Annotated in this window: 14 protein-coding genes; 7 read left to right on the forward strand and 7 right to left on the reverse strand. The window is 65.2% G+C overall.

All coding sequences use genetic code 11. The features are described from left to right. The first annotated feature begins 78 nt into the window (after positions 1-78). On the forward strand, positions 79-1,380 hold the full coding sequence (locus tag ACFUCV_RS05815; protein ID WP_380813187.1) for an MFS transporter: 1,302 nt from the start codon (positions 79-81) through the stop codon (positions 1,378-1,380). 13 nt (positions 1,381-1,393) lie between these two features. Here ACFUCV_RS05815 and ACFUCV_RS05820 read toward each other — a convergent pair whose 3' ends face one another. Next, a complete protein-coding gene (locus ACFUCV_RS05820) occupies positions 1,394-2,137 on the reverse strand; it encodes an alpha/beta fold hydrolase (RefSeq protein ID WP_380813190.1) in 744 nt (247 codons plus the stop codon). A gap of 168 nt (positions 2,138-2,305) precedes the next feature. Beyond that, positions 2,306-3,688: an amino acid permease gene (locus ACFUCV_RS05825; protein ID WP_380813193.1), complete on the reverse strand. Its 1,383-nt coding sequence runs from the start codon at positions 3,686-3,688 to the stop codon at positions 2,306-2,308. A 195-nt stretch (positions 3,689-3,883) separates the two neighbouring features. On the opposite strand from ACFUCV_RS05825, the gene ACFUCV_RS05830 reads away from it, so the two are divergent. The 6 genes from ACFUCV_RS05830 to ACFUCV_RS05855 all read left to right on the forward strand — a co-directional run bounded on the left by ACFUCV_RS05830 (position 3,884) and on the right by ACFUCV_RS05855 (position 10,232). Next, positions 3,884-4,621: an NUDIX domain-containing protein gene (locus ACFUCV_RS05830; protein ID WP_380813196.1), complete on the forward strand. Its 738-nt coding sequence runs from the start codon at positions 3,884-3,886 to the stop codon at positions 4,619-4,621. A gap of 54 nt (positions 4,622-4,675) precedes the next feature. Then, entirely contained in the window at positions 4,676-6,034 is a 1,359-nt protein-coding gene (gene nadA / locus ACFUCV_RS05835) for a quinolinate synthase NadA (protein ID WP_380813201.1), read from the forward strand. Then, entirely contained in the window at positions 6,031-7,725 is a 1,695-nt protein-coding gene (nadB, locus tag ACFUCV_RS05840) for an L-aspartate oxidase (protein ID WP_380813204.1), read from the forward strand. The genes nadA and nadB overlap by 4 nt, the downstream gene beginning before the upstream one ends. Further along, positions 7,722-8,630, forward strand: coding sequence for a carboxylating nicotinate-nucleotide diphosphorylase (gene nadC, locus ACFUCV_RS05845; protein WP_380813207.1), 909 nt, complete (start codon positions 7,722-7,724; stop codon positions 8,628-8,630). The genes nadB and nadC overlap by 4 nt, the downstream gene beginning before the upstream one ends. Then, positions 8,627-9,838, forward strand: coding sequence for a cysteine desulfurase family protein (locus tag ACFUCV_RS05850; RefSeq protein ID WP_380813210.1), 1,212 nt, complete (start codon positions 8,627-8,629; stop codon positions 9,836-9,838). The genes nadC and ACFUCV_RS05850 overlap by 4 nt, the downstream gene beginning before the upstream one ends. Before the next feature lie 100 nt (positions 9,839-9,938). Further along, positions 9,939-10,232 carry a DUF1540 domain-containing protein gene (locus ACFUCV_RS05855; RefSeq protein ID WP_380813213.1) on the forward strand — a complete coding sequence of 98 codons (294 nt, stop codon included), beginning with the start codon at positions 9,939-9,941 and terminating at the stop codon, positions 10,230-10,232. On the opposite strand, the gene ACFUCV_RS05860 is transcribed toward ACFUCV_RS05855, so the two are convergent. The 5 genes from ACFUCV_RS05860 to ACFUCV_RS05880 form a co-directional block, all read right to left on the reverse strand. Continuing rightward, positions 10,229-10,726, reverse strand: coding sequence for a GtrA family protein (locus tag ACFUCV_RS05860; RefSeq protein WP_380813216.1), 498 nt, complete (start codon positions 10,724-10,726; stop codon positions 10,229-10,231). The genes ACFUCV_RS05855 and ACFUCV_RS05860 overlap by 4 nt on opposite strands. 13 nt (positions 10,727-10,739) lie before the next feature. Further along, complete coding sequence (locus ACFUCV_RS05865) at positions 10,740-11,573, reverse strand: fumarylacetoacetate hydrolase family protein (protein ID WP_380813219.1); 834 nt, start codon at positions 11,571-11,573, stop codon at positions 10,740-10,742. Positions 11,574-11,634: 61 nt separating this feature from the next. After that, positions 11,635-12,090: a MarR family winged helix-turn-helix transcriptional regulator gene (locus ACFUCV_RS05870; RefSeq protein ID WP_380813222.1), complete on the reverse strand. Its 456-nt coding sequence runs from the start codon at positions 12,088-12,090 to the stop codon at positions 11,635-11,637. Position 12,091: 1 nt separating this feature from the next. Continuing rightward, the gene (locus tag ACFUCV_RS05875) at positions 12,092-13,195 is read right to left on the reverse strand and encodes an LLM class flavin-dependent oxidoreductase (protein ID WP_380813225.1); all 1,104 of its coding nucleotides are present in this window, start codon (positions 13,193-13,195) and stop codon (positions 12,092-12,094) included. Positions 13,196-13,291: 96 nt separating this feature from the next. Beyond that, positions 13,292-16,540: an efflux RND transporter permease subunit gene (locus ACFUCV_RS05880; protein ID WP_380813228.1), complete on the reverse strand. Its 3,249-nt coding sequence runs from the start codon at positions 16,538-16,540 to the stop codon at positions 13,292-13,294. Positions 16,541-16,595: the final 55 nt, after the last annotated feature.

Consider the following 16,595-nt stretch of genomic DNA (forward strand, 5'->3'; position numbering starts at 1 on the left):
GGGGGTCTGCAATTCTGGCAATGCCATGCACCCGTCAGTGGTGCCTTGAAGTGAAAGTAGCTGAGCTCCACGCCGTATTTGGAAACACCCCACGCCACCGCACCCGCAGCAAAAAAGTCCGGGCGCTATTCAGTGCTGCCCGTCCTTGCAGGCGGCAGCTACATTCCCTTGGGGCTTTTTGCCCGGGTGCCGCTGGCCATGCTGACCATAGGTGTCCTGACCCTGGTCACGCAGGTCAGCAACTCCTACGCCATTGGCGGCTTTGCTGCCGGGTGCATTGGCGTCGGGGCCGCCGTGGGTGCCCCCGTCACGGGGTACCTTGCTGACAGGGTGGGGCAAAAGAAGGTCCTTTTGGTCGCTGCCGTGCTGAACGCCCTGCTGGTGACGGCCGTGGTGCTGCTGGCCTATGGTCTGCTGCCGGATGCAGGCGCCCAGCCCGGCGACGCATCAACCCTGGCCGTACTGGGGACGGCGCTGCTGGCCGGCGCCAGTTCACCGCAGGTGGGGCCGCTGTCAAGGGTGCGGTGGATGGCACTGAGCAAGAAACTGCCGGCCAAGGAACAGGGCCCGGCAGTGGACACCGCCCTGTCGCTGGAGGGCACGGCAGATGAAATCACCTTTGTGCTGGGTCCGGCACTGGTGGGCCTGTTGGCGTCCCTCGTGGCTCCCTGGCTGCCCCTGGCCCTCGCCGCTGCCATGACCTTGACGCTGGTGACCCTCTTTGCCTTCCACCCCACCTCCGCACTCGTGGGCCCCCGCCAAGCCGTGAGCAGTTCGGTGGGCAATGCCGGCTACGTCAGCGCCCAGCGTCCGAACTGGTGGCTGGTGGCGGTTCCGGTGGCTGCCATGCTCTGCATGGGCACCTTCTTTGGCTCCTCCCAGACAGCCCTAACGGCCTTCACCGGCGTTTACGGCTCCGTGGATCAAGCCGGACTCATGTACGCGATCATGGGTGCCAGCTCCGCCGTGACGGCATTGTCAGTGGCGTATTGGCCCACGAAATTCAGCTACGGCTGGCGTTGGGTCCTCTCGGCCTCACTCATGGCAGCGAGCACCGTCATGTTCCTGCTCCCCTCCACACTGGGTCACATGGTGTGGGTGCTGCTGCTGGTGGGCTTGTTTGTGGGCCCCACCATGGTGACGATCTTCAGCGTGGGCAGCGTGGTGGCCCCACCCCAGTGGATGGGCACGGTCATGACGGCGCTGGCCAGCGGCATCGTGGCGGGCACCGCCTTGGGTTCGTCCCTCTCCGGAGCGCTGGCCCAAAACTCCGGCTACCACACGGCGTTCATTGTCCCCGTGGCGGCAGCTTCGGCACTGCTGCTGCTGGGCCTGCTGGCGGCCGTGATCCTGCGGGGGAAGCTGGCGCGCGGACTCTAGGGCCGGCTGCGCGTCACTGCAGGAAGGCAATGGCGGCGTCCTTGAAGCCGCGGGATGTGATGGTGTTGCTGTGGTCGCGTTTGGCAATGACGCTCTGCTGGACGTTTTTGGCCAGTTCAGCCAGGCGGCTCATGCTGCGGGCCCGCTCGTCCAAGTCCCCGGCGACCAGCAGGATGGGCATGTGGGGCACCGCATCGGCCGGACTGAAGGGCTCCATTTTGACTGCCTGAATCAATGACAGCAGCGCAAAAATGTTGTTGGAGGGTATGACCTGCGCCATTTCCAGCAGCCAGGCAGTGGAGGCGTCGCCAATGGGAGTGCCGTCGTTGAGGAAATCCTGGGCCGCCCGCAAATCAAAGTCAGCCAGCGGGTCCTGCGGGTTGGGGCCGCCCAGGACCATTTTGCGCACCAGCTCCGGCTGGGTGGCACCAAATTCCCAGGACAGCCGCGCACCCAGGGAATAGCCCAAAAGGTCCACCCCGCTGCTGGGGTCGGCGGCGTCCAGGGGTTTAACGCCATAGTCAACCAGGAGCTGGAGCAGATCCGCGCGGATTTTACTGGGCGTGTAGGAGTCAAGATCCATGGGCGCGGCGCTGCCGCCATGGCCCGGCAGGTCAACGCTGAGCACCCGGCGGCCGGCGTCGTTCAGCGCCTTCACCCAGCCGGTCTTGACCCAGTTCAGCTCCGTGGAGGAGCCAAAACCATGGATGAGAAACACCGGTGGCAGCGCAACGGCATGTTCAGGCTCAAAAAACACTGAGTTCAGCCCTGCAGGGGATCCTTCGGTGCTGTGCGGCTCGGCCCTGTGCCGGGGGGATGCTGCGCTGCTCTCTGGGGTTACCACGGCCAACCTTTCCCGCGGCGGCACCTGCCGCCGTCGTAGCTCAACCATAGCTAAAACTGCGCCGGCACGCGGGCGGGGGAGTTACTTGGACTTTTGGCGTGCACGGGCCAACTTGCCCAGTGCGGCCATGACCGCCACCAGCGCGAAGGTGCCCAACAGCTGCCTGCGGCTGGCGGCATCGCAGAAGCCCACCACAAAAATACCCAGCAGCACCAGCAGGCCGGCGGCGGTGAGCCAAGGGAAGGCGCGCATGCGCAGCGGCAACACCGTGCCTTCGCGGTCGGCACGCCGGCGCAGCACAAATTGGGAGACGAGTGCGGACCCCCACACCACCAGGCAGGTGGAGCCCACCAGGTTCAGCAGCAGCACCAAAACGGTGTCGGGGTAGAAAAACTCCCAAGCCACCGTGACAAAGCCAAAGGCGACGGAAATTAAAACGGCCGCCACCGGAACGTGCCGCTTGTTGGTGCGGGAGAAGATCCGCGGCGCCTCCCCACGTTCGGACAGGGAGTGGACCATGCGGGAGGCGCCGTAAAGGTTCGCGTTCAGGGCAGAGAGCAGCGCGGCGGCGGCAATGAGGGTGATGGCGGTGCCGGCCCATTCCAGTCCGGCAAAGTTCAACACCCCGGCAAAGGGGGAGGCCAGGGCTTCGGAGGTCCAGGGGAGCACTGCGGCAATGATGAAGATGCTGCCAACATAAAAGACCAGGATCCGCCACACCACGGTGCGGACGGCGGAAGCGACGCTGCGTGCGGGGTTGTCTGTCTCGGCAGCTGCAACCGCCACAATCTCCGTGCCGCCAAAGGCGAAGACCACCACAAACAATGCCGTGGCAATGCCCGCCATGCCGTTGGGGGCAAAGCCGCCGGCATTGACAAAGTTGCCCAGACCAGGGGACGTTGCGCCGGGAACCAGGCCCAGCAGCAGGGCCACGCCAAAGAGCAGGAACAAGACTATGGCTGTCACCTTCAACAGGGCAAACCAGTATTCAAACTCCCCGTAGTTCTTCACCGAACTGAGGTTGATGGCGGTGAAGACCACCATGAAGGTCAAGGTCAGGGCCCAGGCCGGCAGCACAGGCCAAATGGTGACCAAAAGCTGCGAGGCGCCCAAGGCTTCGGCAGCAATGACCACCACCAGCTGCAACCACCACAGCCAGCCCACCGTGGAACCGGCGGTTTTTCCCATGGCCTTTTCGGCGTAGACGGAGAAGGCCCCCGAGTTGGGATTCGCCGCGGCCATTTCACCCAGTGCCCACATCACCAAAATGACCAGGGTCCCGGCCACCAAATAGGAAACCAACACCGCCGGTCCGGCGGTCATCAGGCCTTCACCGGAGCCCAGGAAAAGTCCTGCGCCAATGGCGCTGCCCAGACCCATCATGGTGAGTTGGCGTTGTTTGAGCGATGTGCCCAGAGCTGTGGTTGCTGTCGCTGCCGAGGTGGCGGCGGACCGGGTCTTCATGAATGAGTGCCTTCTCTAGGGATGCCCCGCCGGCGTCGAAGCGGAGATGGGCGCTGGCCCGCCATGCATTATCCCCCGGGACGGGCGGCTGTCCCAAATGCAAGGGCGGGAGCAGGATTTGTCCAGCAGGCCGCCAGGCCCTACCCTTAGTTAGAGTCAAATTGACCATAACTAAGCAGGAAGGGGGCGGGCGCTGTGGTGCATCGGCTTCCGGCCCCGGAGGCGGCCGCTTTCGTGGGCGCCAACATCAGCGAACGCAAAGCCCTGCCCCCGGCTTTGGCCATCTCCACCGTGATCTTTGCCCTGCGCCCCAGTGCCAGCAGCGGACGTTCCACCCTGTGGCTGCCCCTGGTCCGCCGCATCCGCGAACCCTTTCAGGGGCTGTGGGCACTGCCCGGGGGGCCACTGACGCAAATGGATTCGCTGCAGGACGCCGCGGCCCGGAACCTGCAGGACACCACGGGCCTGGCGCCGGCGTATTTGGAGCAGCTGTATGCCTTCGGCGGCCTGCACCGTTCACCCAGCCAGCGCGTGGTGTCCATTGTGTACTGGGCGCTGGTCAAGCCCACGGAAGCGGAACTGGCGCGGGAGTCCGAAAATGTCAGCTGGTTCCGCGCCGACGGTCTGGCACCCCTGGCCTTTGACCACAATGAAATTGTTGACTATGCCCTGTGGCGGTTGCGCAACAAGATGACGTACGGCTCCATAGCGCACCACCTGCTGGGGGAGAAGTTCACCCTCGCCCAGCTCCGGGAGGTGTATGAGGCGGTTCTGAACCGCGGGGTCGATCCGGCGAATTTCCGCCGGCAGCTCAAGCAGGCCGCGAACATTGAAGCCACCGACGAATTTCTGCAGGGCGGCAAGCACCGCCCGCCGCGCCTGTACCGCTATACCGGTGGGAAGTCACCGCTGGAGAGCACCACACGGCTGTAGCCGCCCGGCAGCCCTGCCTGGAAAAATTTTGTCCCTACCGCCTTGGAGCACGTCATGACGTCAGTGAACACCACCCTTCGTTTGATCACGCGTGGGCAGGACGGGCTCCTGGCCCAGCCCACCGCCGGGCCCGGCCGGTCCCAGAGCAGTTGCGGCACCGGGCTTGCCAAGGGGCCGTGGGAGTTTGATGTGGCCGAGGCCCTGGCCGGCACCCCCGGATATGGGCCCGGCGCCTCCGTGGACGACGTTGCCCCGGCAGCCACTCCCCGGCAGGGCCAGCTGCCCCAGGAGTACAAGGACGCGTCCGACGCCGAACTCGAGGCACGCATCAAGGCCGCCAAAGCGGAGCTTGGGGAGCGGGTGGTCGTGCTGGGGCACTTCTACCAGCGCGACGAGGTCGTGGCGTTTGCCGACTTCGTGGGGGATTCCTTCCAATTGGCCAATGCGGCCCAAAGCAGGGACAAGGCTGAAGCCATAGTCTTTTGCGGCGTGCATTTCATGGCCGAAACCGCTGACATGCTCTCCGGCGCCCACCAGTCGGTGATCCTGCCCAACCTTGCCGCGGGCTGTTCCATGGCGGACATGGCCGACCTTCCCTCCGTGGAGGCCTGCTGGGCGGAGTTGCAGGAGCTGTACGGGACCGCGCCCGACGCCGCCGGACGGGTTCCCGTCATCCCTGTCACCTACATGAACTCCTCGGCGGCATTGAAAGCCTTCTGCGGCAGGCACGGCGGGATTGTCTGCACCTCCTCAAACGCCTCGACCGTGCTGGAGTGGGCCTTTGAGCGCGGCCAGCGCGTCTTGTTCTTCCCTGACCAGCATCTGGGCCGCAACACTGCCAAAGCCATGGGCGTGCCCCTGGCCAGGATGCCGCTGTGGAATCCGCGCCTGCCCCTGGGCGGCAACAGCCCCGAGGTCATGGAAAGCGCCTCAGTGGTGCTGTGGCAGGGATTTTGTTCGGTGCACAAACGCTTCACCACCGCCCAAATTGAGCAGGCGCGTGCCGACCATCCTGGAGTGCGGGTGATAGTCCACCCCGAATGCCCCATGGAAGTGGTGGATGCGGCGGATGAGGCCGGCTCCACCGACTACATTTTAAAGGCCATCCAGGGCGCCCCGGCCGGCAGCACCTTTGCCATTGGCACTGAGATCAACATGGTGAACCGGTTGGCACACCAGCACCCCGAACACACCATCTTTTGCCTGGACCCCGTCATCTGCCCCTGCTCCACGATGTACCGCATACATCCGGGTTACCTGGCATGGGTGCTCGAAGGCCTGGTGGCCGGGGAAGTGCGCAATCAAATCACCGTCCCGGAGGAAACCGCCCGGGATGCCCGCATTGCCCTGGCGCGGATGCTGGCCGCCAAGCCGGTGCCGCGCCCCTCCCCGGGCACTGAAACCCGGGGATGAACACCACCACGGGCCCGTCCCACCTGGTGGTGGTGGGCAGCGGCATTGCCGGACTCTATGGCGCCTTGCTGGCCGCTGAATCCGGCGTCCGCGTGACCCTGCTGAGCAAAGGCGGGCTGGCCCAAAGCAACACCCGCCACGCCCAGGGCGGAATCTGCGCCGTCCTTGCCCCTGGCGAGGCCGCGCCCGGCGACACCGTCGGGTCCCACATTGCCGACACCCTTAAAGCCGGGGCCGGCCAGTGCGATCCGGACGCCGTGCGGATCCTGTGCTCGGAGGCGGCCGGGGACATTGCGGCATTGGAGCGCTTCGGCATTGCCTTTGACACCGACGCCGCCGGCCGGCGGGCCCTGGGCCTGGAGGGCGCCCATTCGGCGCCCCGCATCCTGCACGCCGGCGGGGACGCCACCGGTGCCGTCATTGCCGCCTCTCTGATGGCGGCCGTGCGGGACAGTGCGGCACTGGGACTGATCACCATCCGGGAACATTGCCTGGCCACCGGGCTGCTCCAGGCGGGGCCCGGGGACCTAGGCGCCGTCGTCGCCGTGACCTACCTGGATGCCCGGCAGATGCGGCACACGGTGGCTGCCGACGCCGTGCTGCTCGCCACGGGCGGGGCCGGGCAGCTTTTTGAGGCCACCACCAATCCCGACATTGCCACTGGCGACGGCGTGGCCCTGGCGTGGCGGGCAGGGGCCGTCCTGGCGGATTTGGAGTACTTCCAATTCCATCCCACGGCCTTGGCCGGCGGCCAACACTTCCTTATCTCCGAAGCCGTGCGCGGGGCCGGTGCGGTGCTGCGCGACGCCGGCGGCCGGCGCTTCATGAGAAGCCGGCACCCGGAGGCGGAGCTGGCTCCCCGGGACGTGGTGGCCCGCAGCATCGCCGCCGAACTGGCAGGCGGTGCCGGTTCGGGCCGGGAAAGGGGTGTTTTCCTTGATGCCACCGGACTGGAGGAAAGCCATGGGGCCGGTTATCTGGCGGCCAGATTCCCCACCATTAACGCCGCCCTGGCTGGCCGCGGCCTTGATTGGAGGCAACAGTGGCTGCCCATAACGCCTGCGGCACATTACTGGATGGGCGGGGTGGTGACGGATGTGTGGGGCCGGACCACTGTGCCCGGACTTTACGCGGCCGGGGAGGTGGCCTGCACGGGTGTCCACGGGGCCAACCGGCTGGCCTCGAATTCACTGCTCGAGGGCCTGGTGTTCAGCCGCCGGGCCGTTGCGGCCTTTGTCCGGGAAATGCAGCAGCCCCGCCACGGGCGCGCACGCTGGCCAGGTCCCGTCCTGGAGGCCCAAACACCGGGCCCGCTTGCCGTGTGTGGCGCCGGCTTTTCCCGCTTGCGCCTGCAGCAGCTCATGAGCCGCTTCGCCGCGGTGGTGCGGGAACCCGGCGGCCTGCGCCAAGCGCTGGCGGAACTTGCCGCCGGCAGCACCGAAGCGGACAAAAACGCCTTGGTGCCGGCGGAGCGGGTGCAGACGCAGAATCTTTCCCTGCTGGCCCAATTGCTGTTGTATGCCGCGCTGGCCCGCGAAGAATCCGTCGGCGCCCATTACCGCCAGGACTTTCCCCACGGTTCCCCTGAAGCCGGGCGCAAACCCAACTTCTGGCGTCAGGCCCGCCCCGCGGCAGTGCCGTCCCGGCAGCTGCCCAACACCTTAGAGCTACGTGAAAGCGAGAGCGTATGAACGCCGTCGACCTTGACCTCCCTGCCGTTTTGCCAACGGCCCCCCTGCCGCCGGCTGCCGTGCTGGAAATCCTGGCCCGTGCCTTTGCCGAAGACGCCCCCCAAGGGGACATCACCTCAAATCTGCTTTTGCCCGCTGGGGCGCAGGCCAGCGCATGGTTGGTGGCGAGGGAGGCTGGGACCTTTTGTGGGGGTGCGGTGTTTGCGGCAGCCATGAAATACCAGGACGCTGACGCGCACATCCAACAGCACGTGGCCGACGGGGCCGGCTTTGCCGCCGGGCAGCGGCTCATGAGCGTTCAGGGACTGGCCCGGGCTGTGCTCACGGCCGAGCGGGTGGCCCTGAACCTCACCCAGCGGATGAGCGCCATTGCCACACAAACGGCCCTTTACGCCGATCTTGTGGCAGGAACAGGCGCCCGGGTGGCTGATACCCGCAAGACCACCCCGGGACTGCGCGTGCTGGAACGCTACGCCGTGCGGTGCGGCGGCGGACACAACCACCGCTTTTCCCTCTCCGATGCGGTGCTGGCCAAGGACAACCACCTGGCAGTGCTGACCGGCGGCGACCGGGGCAAACTCACCGCTGCGCTCGCAGGGGTGCGGGCGCAGCTGCCGCACACCGTGCACTTCGAGGTGGAGGTCGATGAGCTGGCCCAAATCGAACCCGTGCTGGCCGCCGGAGTGGACACCATCATGCTGGATAATTTCAGTTTGGAGGACCTGGCGGCAGCTGTTGAACTCATTGACGGCCGGGTCCTGGTGGAGGCCAGCGGCAATGTCAATCCCGCCACTGTCGCCGGCATTGCCCGCACCGGCGTTGACATTATTTCCGTAGGCGCCCTGACCCACAGTGTCCGGGCGCTGGATTTGGGCCTTGATGTTGTGGTGGAGCGCAGCCCATGATTTATCTTGATGCGGCGTCCACCACGCCTGTCCGGCGGGAAGCCATTGAGGCCATGTTCCCCTTTTTGACCAACCAGTTTGGCAACCCCTCCAGCCACCACGAGCTGGGGGAGTTGGCGGCGCAGGCGCTGGCCCAGGCCCGGGAACGCTGCGCGGCCGTGCTGGGCGTCCACGCCCAGGAGCTGGTGTTCACCTCCGGTGGCACGGAGGGGGACAATATGGCGCTGAAGGGATTGGCGCTGGCCCGCAGGGCAGCCAACCCGGCCTTGAACCAGGTGGTGATCAGCGCGGTGGAGCATCCAGCCATTGTGGAGTCGGCACGGTACCTGGACCGGGTGCATGGATTTGAGGTCCTGCAACTGCCGGTCAACGCAGCCGGGGAGGTTTCAGCCCAGGACTTTGCGGCCCTGTTGGGCCTGACCGGGGGCGGTCCGGCCCCACAGGGCCGCGGCAGTGTTGCGGTGGCATCGGTGATGTATGCCAACAATGAAGTGGGAACAGTGCAGGACATTGCCGCCTTGGCCCGGCTGGCCGCGCAGGCCCAGGTGCCGCTGCACAGTGACGCCGTCCAGGCCGCAGGGTGGCTGCCGCTGCAACCCCGCCGACTCGGCGTCGCGGCGCTGACCCTCTCGGGCCACAAAATCGGCGCGCCCAAAGGCAGCGGACTGCTGTACCTCCGGGCAGGAACGGCCTGCGAACCGCTGATCCACGGCGGCGGGCAGGAACGCGGCGCACGTTCGGGCACCCCAAACGTGGCCTTTGCCGTGGCTTTGGCCACCGCATTGGAATTGGCTGAGCAGGAACGCACGGAGGCCGCGCAGCGGGTCGCCGCGCAGCGCGATGAATTCACCGCATGGGTGCTCAGGCACATTCCCGGCGCCGTCCGCACCGGCCACGCGCGTGCACGGCTGCCGGGCGTGGCTTCCTTCTGCTTTCCCGGAACCAGCGGGGAATCCCTGCTGCTGGAGTTGGAACGCCGCGGCATAGTGTGTTCCTCAGGCTCGGCGTGCGCGGCCGGTTCGGATGAACCCTCACCGGTGCTCACCGCCATGGGCATGGAGCGCAGCGTGGCGCAGACAGCCCTGCGCCTGAGCTTCAACAGCTCCGTCACAGCGGCCGAACTGGCCGCCGCAGGGCGGGAACTGGCCGCGGCGGTGCAAAGTGTCCAGCGGTTCAAGGCAGCGCCACAACAGCACCAGGGGCAGTAATTAGGGAAGAAAATTGGCACTAATTAGCTGGCTGCTTTTGGGAGTAGGGTGAAGAAAAGCCGGGCCACCGAAGGGTCCGGCCCACACCGAGGAGAATGCCATGACCACCACGGTTCCCGTCACTGAATGCGCTGTGGCCCAGTGCTCGTTCAATGACCACACGCACTGCAATGCCGCCGGCATCACCATTGCCGGCGCCTCCGACCATGCCCAGTGTGCCACCTTCATTGACATTGGGGCCCACGGCGGGCTGCCCAAGGTCCTCGCCTCCGTGGGAGCCTGCCAACGCACCGAGTGCCGGCACAACGATCACCTGATGTGCGGTGCCGACTCAGTGAAGGTGGGCCCCGGCGCGGACAGCGCCGACTGTCTCACGTACGAGCACTCGGACTAGGGAATTTTTGCTGCGGACGCCTGTTCCGGGTCCGCCGGCCGGGCCGTGTGCACGCGCCGGAAAATCCAATACCGCAACAGCACAAAGCGGCTCAGGGCAGAGGCCACATTACCCAAGACGATCACTGCCAGCTCCAGGACCACGGGGGGCTCGGGATTGATCCGGTGCAGCAACCACAGGCTGCCGCTGGTCAACACCAGGGCCAAGGCCATGACGCCCAAGCCGCGGCGCTGGTCCCGCCACCAAAGCCTGCGGCTGGAAATCTTAAAGGTCAGACGCCTGTTCAAGGTGGTGTTGAGCACCGAACACAGCACCAGGGAAACGGCGTTGGCCCACTGGGTGCCCAGCCACGGCCGCAGCCCGGCAAAAAGCGCCATGGAAATGGCCGTGCAGACCACTGCCACCACGGCAAAACCCCGCAGTTGGGCCAGCAGCGCCGGATGGCGCCTGAGGCGGCGCAGCAGCGCGGCACGCATCCGGCCTTCAGATTCCATGGACGCCGATTTTTTAGACGCCGGCAACAACAGGGTTGCGCAGTTCGCCAATGCCGCCCACCCGGGCAACAACTTCATCACCTGGAACAATCCTGCGGCATTCGGCAGGGAATCCGGTCATGATCACATCCCCTGGCTGGAGGGTCATGAAACTGCTCAGGTAGACCAGAATCTCAGCAACATTCCAACCCAAATCACTGCTTGACGCCGACGCCAATTCGATGCCGTTGTGCACAATGCCAATGGCCACGGACTCGTCCTGCAGACCCACAACAATCCACGGACCCAGGGGTGTAAAGGTATCGGGGCTCTTGGCGCTGATCCACAACTGATCGGACTTCTGGGCATCGCGGTCCGAGACGTCATTGCCAATGGTGAAGCCCAGGATGGCGCTGCGTGCGTTGTCCAGCGTCAGGTTCCTGGCCGTGATGCCCATGACCACCGTCAACTCCGCCTCCGGATCGGTGTAGCCGGTGGCTGCGGTCAAGACAATGGGCTCCTCCGGGCCGATGACGGAACTGGCCGCCTTATGGAAGGCCTGCGGCGGGAGCGCGCGGCCGGGAGCGCCGGTGTTGTGCGCCATCCCAAAGACATTGACCGGCGCGCACGGGGCCAGGAAGGTGAATTGGCTTTGATTCACCACCGCCCCCAGGGTCCATCCGTCACGGAAGGCGCTGTTCTGGTTCGCCGCCGAGGAAGGAAAGGGGGAGGGCACCACAGTCCACAGCTGGCCCTGCGGACTCTCAAAGTCCAAGGCATCGCTGCGGACAAAGAACTGCTCCGGCAAGGCGGTCGGCAAGGCATCATGCGGGCGGATTCGGGCAAGGCGGTGGGGCGCAGTGGTCATGAGGACATCCTATCTTCCGCCGTGGTGCCGCATGCCACGCCCCCGGTGCCCGCGCCGGGCGCTAATGTTCCCGGGTGATGCCTGCACGCATCTTGCCCGTCAACTGCTGCAGCATGCGCATCTCCGCATCCGTCAGGCCCGCGTCCATGAGCTCCATAATGCGCTGGACATGGGCCCGGCCCACCGTCTTTTGCAACTGCGCACCCGTTTCAGTGAGCCCAATGAGCACCCCGCGCTTGTCATCCTCGGCACTTTTGCGGCGGACCAGTCCGCGGGCCTCCAGCCTGTCCACCATGCGTGAGATGCTCGGCTGCGTCAACAACACGTGGTCATTGAGTTCATTGAGCCGCAGCCATCCGCTGGGGCAGCGGGAAAGATTGAACAGCACATCGTACTCCCGGCTGCCCAACTCCTTGATGAGCGGTTCCTTGTTCAGCTCACGCATCATGGCCACTTGGGTGCGCAGCAGCGACTCCCAGGCGTCAGTGGCCAGCTTGCGGTGTCCGGGGGCCGCCACCCTACTTCACTCCCTGCGCGTGTGCCGCTTCGACGCCGGCGGCGGCCCGGCGCTCCGCGAAGGTGGGGCCGTGGGGCACGGAGGCGGGGCGGTCCTTGGCGAACTCCGCACGCAGGGTGGGCAGAACCTCGGAGCCGAACAGGTCCAGCTGCTCCAGCACGGTCTTCAGCGGCAGGCCCGCGTGGTCAATGAGGAAAAGCTGGCGTTGGTAGTCACCGAAGTAGTCGCGGAAGGCCAGGGTCTTTTCAATCATTTCCGCAGGGCTGCCCACTGTCAGCGGAGTCTGCGAGGTGAAGTCCTCCATGGACGGACCGTGGCCGTAGACCGGCGCATTGTCAAAGTAGGGCCGGAATTCATTGACGGCGTCCTGTGAGTTTTTACGGATGAAGAATTGGCCGCCCAAACCCACAATGGCCTGCTCCGGTGTGCCGTGGCCATAGTGGGCGTAACGCTCGCGGTAAAGATTGATGAGATTGATGTAGTGCTCCTTGGGCCAAAAAATGTTGTTGGCAAAGAAGCCGTCGCCATAGTAGGCGGCTATTTCAGCAATTTGCGGGGTCCGGATGGCACCATGCCAGACGAAGGGGGCAACGCCGTCCAGCGGGCGGGGCGTGGCCGTGAAGCCGCGCAGCGGGGTGCGGAACTTCCCTTCCCAGTTGACGACCTCCTCATCCCAGAGGCGGCGCAGCAGGGCGTAGTTCTCCACTGTCAGCTCCACCGAGTCCTGGTTGTTTTTGCCGAACCAGGGATAGACGGCGCCCATATTGCCCCGGCCCAGCACAAGGTCGGTGCGGCCGTCGGAGAGGTGCTGCAAGGTGGCAAAATCCTCCGCGATCTTCACCGGGTCATTGGTGGTGATGAGGGTGGTGGCGGTGGAGAGGATGATCTTGCTGGTCTGCGCGGCAATGTAGGCCAAAATGGTGGTGGGGGAGCTGGGGTAGAACGGCGGATTATGGTGCTCGCCGGTGGCAAAGACGTCCATGCCAATGTCTTCAGCGTGCTTGGCAATGGTGGTGATGGCCTTGAGGCGCTCGTGCTCGGTGGGGGTGTGTGCGTTGGTGGGGTCCATGGTGATGTCGCCAACACTGAAAATTCCGAACTGCATGGTGCGCTCCTCTGCTCACGGGATCACCGCGAGATATATGCGTTTGTATCTATTATAGGAGACAACCAGACCCTGGACCAATATGTTCCCCGGCTGCTAGTCGTTGGCGGCGCGGCGGCCGCGGACCTTGGGAATGGCCCCTGTGGTCCAGTCCTGGAAACCGGCTTTGCCCTCTGCCCCCGCTGCCGGACGGCCGGGCTGATGCACCACGTGCAGGGACTTGATGAGGTCCCTGCGCTCCCGGCGGCCCTCAATGAGGCGGTAAAGCACCGGCACCAACACCAGGGTCAGGGCTGTGGAGGAGACGAGCCCGCCGACCACCACCACCGCCAGGGGCTGGGAAATGAAACCGCCGCTGCCCGTCAATCCCAAGGCCATGGGAGTCAAGGCAAAAATGGTTGCCAGGGCCGTCATGAGGATGGGGCGCAGGCGTTGCCGGGCGCCATGTTCAATGGCATCGGCCACGTTCATGCCTGGCCGCCCCTGCGCGGGCAGCCGGTACTGGTTGATCAGGTCAATGAGCACAATGGCGTTCGTGACCACAATGCCCACCAGCATGAGCAGCCCGATCAAGGACGGCAGACCCAGCGGAATGCCTGTGATGAGCAGCAGGGCAATGGCCCCCGTGGCGGCAAAGGGAATGGACACCAGCAGAATCAGCGGCTGGATAAGCGATTTAAAGGTGGCCACCATGATGATGTACACAATGGCAACGGCAGCCAGCATGGCCAGGCCCAGTTGCTGGAACGACTCGCTCTGCTGCGAGGCGGCGCCGCCGAGTTCAGCCACGGTGCCCGCCGGCAGGCTGGTCGCGTCCAGGCGCTTTTGCGCCTCTGAGCTGAGGGAACCCAGGGCATCGTTTTCGGGGGTGATGGAAATGGTGGCTGTGCGCTGGCCATCGGAAGAGGTGACGGTCAAGGGGGTCTGGACCTCTTCGACGGTGGCAACACTGGAAAGCGCCACGGGACCTGCGGCCGTGGGGATTTGGGCTGCCGCCAGTGCCGCAATTGAGTCAAAGCTGGTTCCGAGCCCAATCTGGACAGGGTAGTCATTGGTGTCAATCCGCACGGTGCCGCCCGGAAGCGGGCTGACGGTTGCCGCCAGCAGGCCGGTGATCTGCTGTTCATCCAGACCGGCAGCAACGGCCTTGGCCCGGTTTACGTTCACCTGCACCACCGGCTGGGAACCGCTGAGGTTGCTGGCCACGGACTGGGCGCCGGGGAGGTCGGCCAGGGCCGCCAGCAAGGTGTCGCTGGCCTCCTGGAGCTCGTCGCCGGTGGTGGATTTGAGGGTGATGTCCACGGTGCCGGACATGCCCAGACCCCCGCCCTGCGCGGCCAAGGTGATCTCACCGGCGTCCTGGATCCCCTCCACCGCGGTGCGCACCTGGCCCTGGAGGGCAACTTGATCCGCATCGGGGTCGGTGATGACCTGAAAGGAGGCACTGGAGGCGCCGGAGGACAGCAGGGCCGCAAAGCCGCTGGAGCCGTTGCCAATGCTTACCTGGACATCGCTCACACCCGCAATGCCGGCAAGTGCATCCTCAACCTTTTCCGCCGCCCGCGCCGTGACGTCCAAGCTGGTCCCCGGCGGCAGCTCCTGCTCAATGCTGAGGCTGTTTTGTCCGGTGTTGCCCAGCAGGTTGGTGGGCAGGAACGGGACCATGGCCAAGGTGGCCGCCAAGATCACGCCGCCGGCAATGAGGGTCACCACCGGATGCTTTTGGGTTTTCGCCAAAATGGGCAGGTAGCCGCGCTGCAGCCGTGTGGCACGTTCCTGCGCTTCGGCAGTGTTGGGCGCACTGCCGGCGGCCGCGCCCGGGGCGGTGCCGGCGTCGTCCGGGGCAGCTGCAGGCGCCCCCACGGGGGTGGACTTGAGGAACCAGTAGGCCAGCACCGGCACAATGGTCAGCGACACCAGCAGCGAAGCCACCAGCGCCATGGTCACCGTCAACGCAAAGGGGCGGAAGAGCTCTCCGGCGAGGCTGCCGACGAAGGCAATGGGCAAAAACACTGCCACCGTGGTCAGGGTGGACGCCGTAATGGCAGCAGCCACCTCCCCAATGGCTGTCAAGATGGCCTGCTTCTTGTCCTCCCCGTAACTTAAATGCCGCTTGATGTTCTCAATGACCACAATGGAGTCATCCACCACCCGGCCAATGGCAATGGTGAGTGCGCCCAGGGTGAGGATGTTCAGCGAATAGCCCGTGGCCCACAGCCCAATGAACGTCACCAGCAACGACAGCGGGATGGAGATCGCAGTGACCAGCGTGGAGCGCACGGACATGAGGAAGATCAAGATGACCACCACTGCAAAGCCCAGCCCCAGCAGCCCCTCCACGGTGAGGTCGTGGATGGACTTTTCAATGAAGGGCGCTTGGTCCAGGACAGTGGTGAAGGTGGTGTTGTTGCCCATGGCCGCGGCAATTTCCGGCAGCACCTCAGTGATCTGGTGCGAGAGGGAAACGGTGTCACCGGCAGGCTTTTTAGTGATGGACAGCGCCAGGGTGGGTTCGCCGTTGGTGCGGGTGATGGAGGTGGTGGGATCATCGGCCAGGGCCACCGAAGCCACAGAGCCAATGGTGGGTGCGGCGCCGCTGGAGCTTGAATCCGCCAGCGGCAGGGCCTTCACGGCGTCGAGCGAATCCACCGGGCTGCCGGCCTGGATGGACAGGGTGGTGCCTTCGGTGCTGAGCTGACCGACGGGCACCAGGGTGCCATTGTTCTCCAAGGCCTTGGCCAGGGAGCCAGGGTTGACGCCGGCGGCCGCCATTTTTGCCGGATCCGGCAGGATTTCAATGTGTTGGGAGTTCGCGCCACTGACGTCGGCGCTGCGCACACCCTCAATCTTCATGAGTTTGGGCACGCCGGTGCGCTGGAGCTCAGTGTTCAGTGCCGCCAGGTCCAGGTCGGAGGAGACAGCCAAAAACACGATGGGGAAGTCGTTGATGCTCCCAGCCACCGGCTGCGGCGTCACACCCTCGGGCAGATTTTGGCCCACCGTGGAGATGGCGCGGTCAACCTGGTTGCGGGCCCGGTCAAGGTTGGTGCCATAGGTGAAGGACAAGTTGATGGTGGAAAAGCCGCTGCGGGAGGTGGAGGTGCTTGATTCCAGCCCCTCCACCGCATTCAGCGCAGCCTCAAGGGGCTCGCTGACCTGCTTGTCCACCACTGCCGGGGACGCCCCGGGCATGGCGGACACCACTGTGATTTGCGGGAACTCAATGCTGGGAATGAGCTCCTGCTTGAGGGAACCGAGCGTGATGACACCAAACACCATGGCAAAAATGGTGATGAGGGCAATCAACGCCCGGTTGCCCAGCGACATTTTGGCCAATTTAAACATCAAACCACTCCCAGTGCTTCATGCCATTCATGTCCGGGCCCGAGGGAGCGCCGGG

Source organism: Specibacter sp. NPDC057265 (assembly GCF_042668835.1).
Lineage (GTDB): Bacteria > Actinomycetota > Actinomycetes > Actinomycetales > Micrococcaceae > Specibacter.

Coding starts and splice junctions, on each gene's coding strand:
- ACFUCV_RS05860 (WP_380813216.1), bottom strand. CDS start 10,726: ATGGAATCTGAAGGCCGGATGCGTGCCGCGCTGCTGCGCCGCCTCAGG.
- nadB (WP_380813204.1), top strand. CDS start 6,031: ATGAACACCACCACGGGCCCGTCCCACCTGGTGGTGGTGGGCAGCGGC.
- ACFUCV_RS05875 (WP_380813225.1), bottom strand. CDS start 13,195: ATGCAGTTCGGAATTTTCAGTGTTGGCGACATCACCATGGACCCCACC.
- nadC (WP_380813207.1), top strand. CDS start 7,722: ATGAACGCCGTCGACCTTGACCTCCCTGCCGTTTTGCCAACGGCCCCC.
- ACFUCV_RS05850 (WP_380813210.1), top strand. CDS start 8,627: ATGATTTATCTTGATGCGGCGTCCACCACGCCTGTCCGGCGGGAAGCC.
- ACFUCV_RS05825 (WP_380813193.1), bottom strand. CDS start 3,688: ATGAAGACCCGGTCCGCCGCCACCTCGGCAGCGACAGCAACCACAGCT.
- ACFUCV_RS05865 (WP_380813219.1), bottom strand. CDS start 11,573: ATGACCACTGCGCCCCACCGCCTTGCCCGAATCCGCCCGCATGATGCC.
- ACFUCV_RS05855 (WP_380813213.1), top strand. CDS start 9,939: ATGACCACCACGGTTCCCGTCACTGAATGCGCTGTGGCCCAGTGCTCG.
- nadA (WP_380813201.1), top strand. CDS start 4,676: ATGACGTCAGTGAACACCACCCTTCGTTTGATCACGCGTGGGCAGGAC.
- ACFUCV_RS05880 (WP_380813228.1), bottom strand. CDS start 16,540: ATGTTTAAATTGGCCAAAATGTCGCTGGGCAACCGGGCGTTGATTGCC.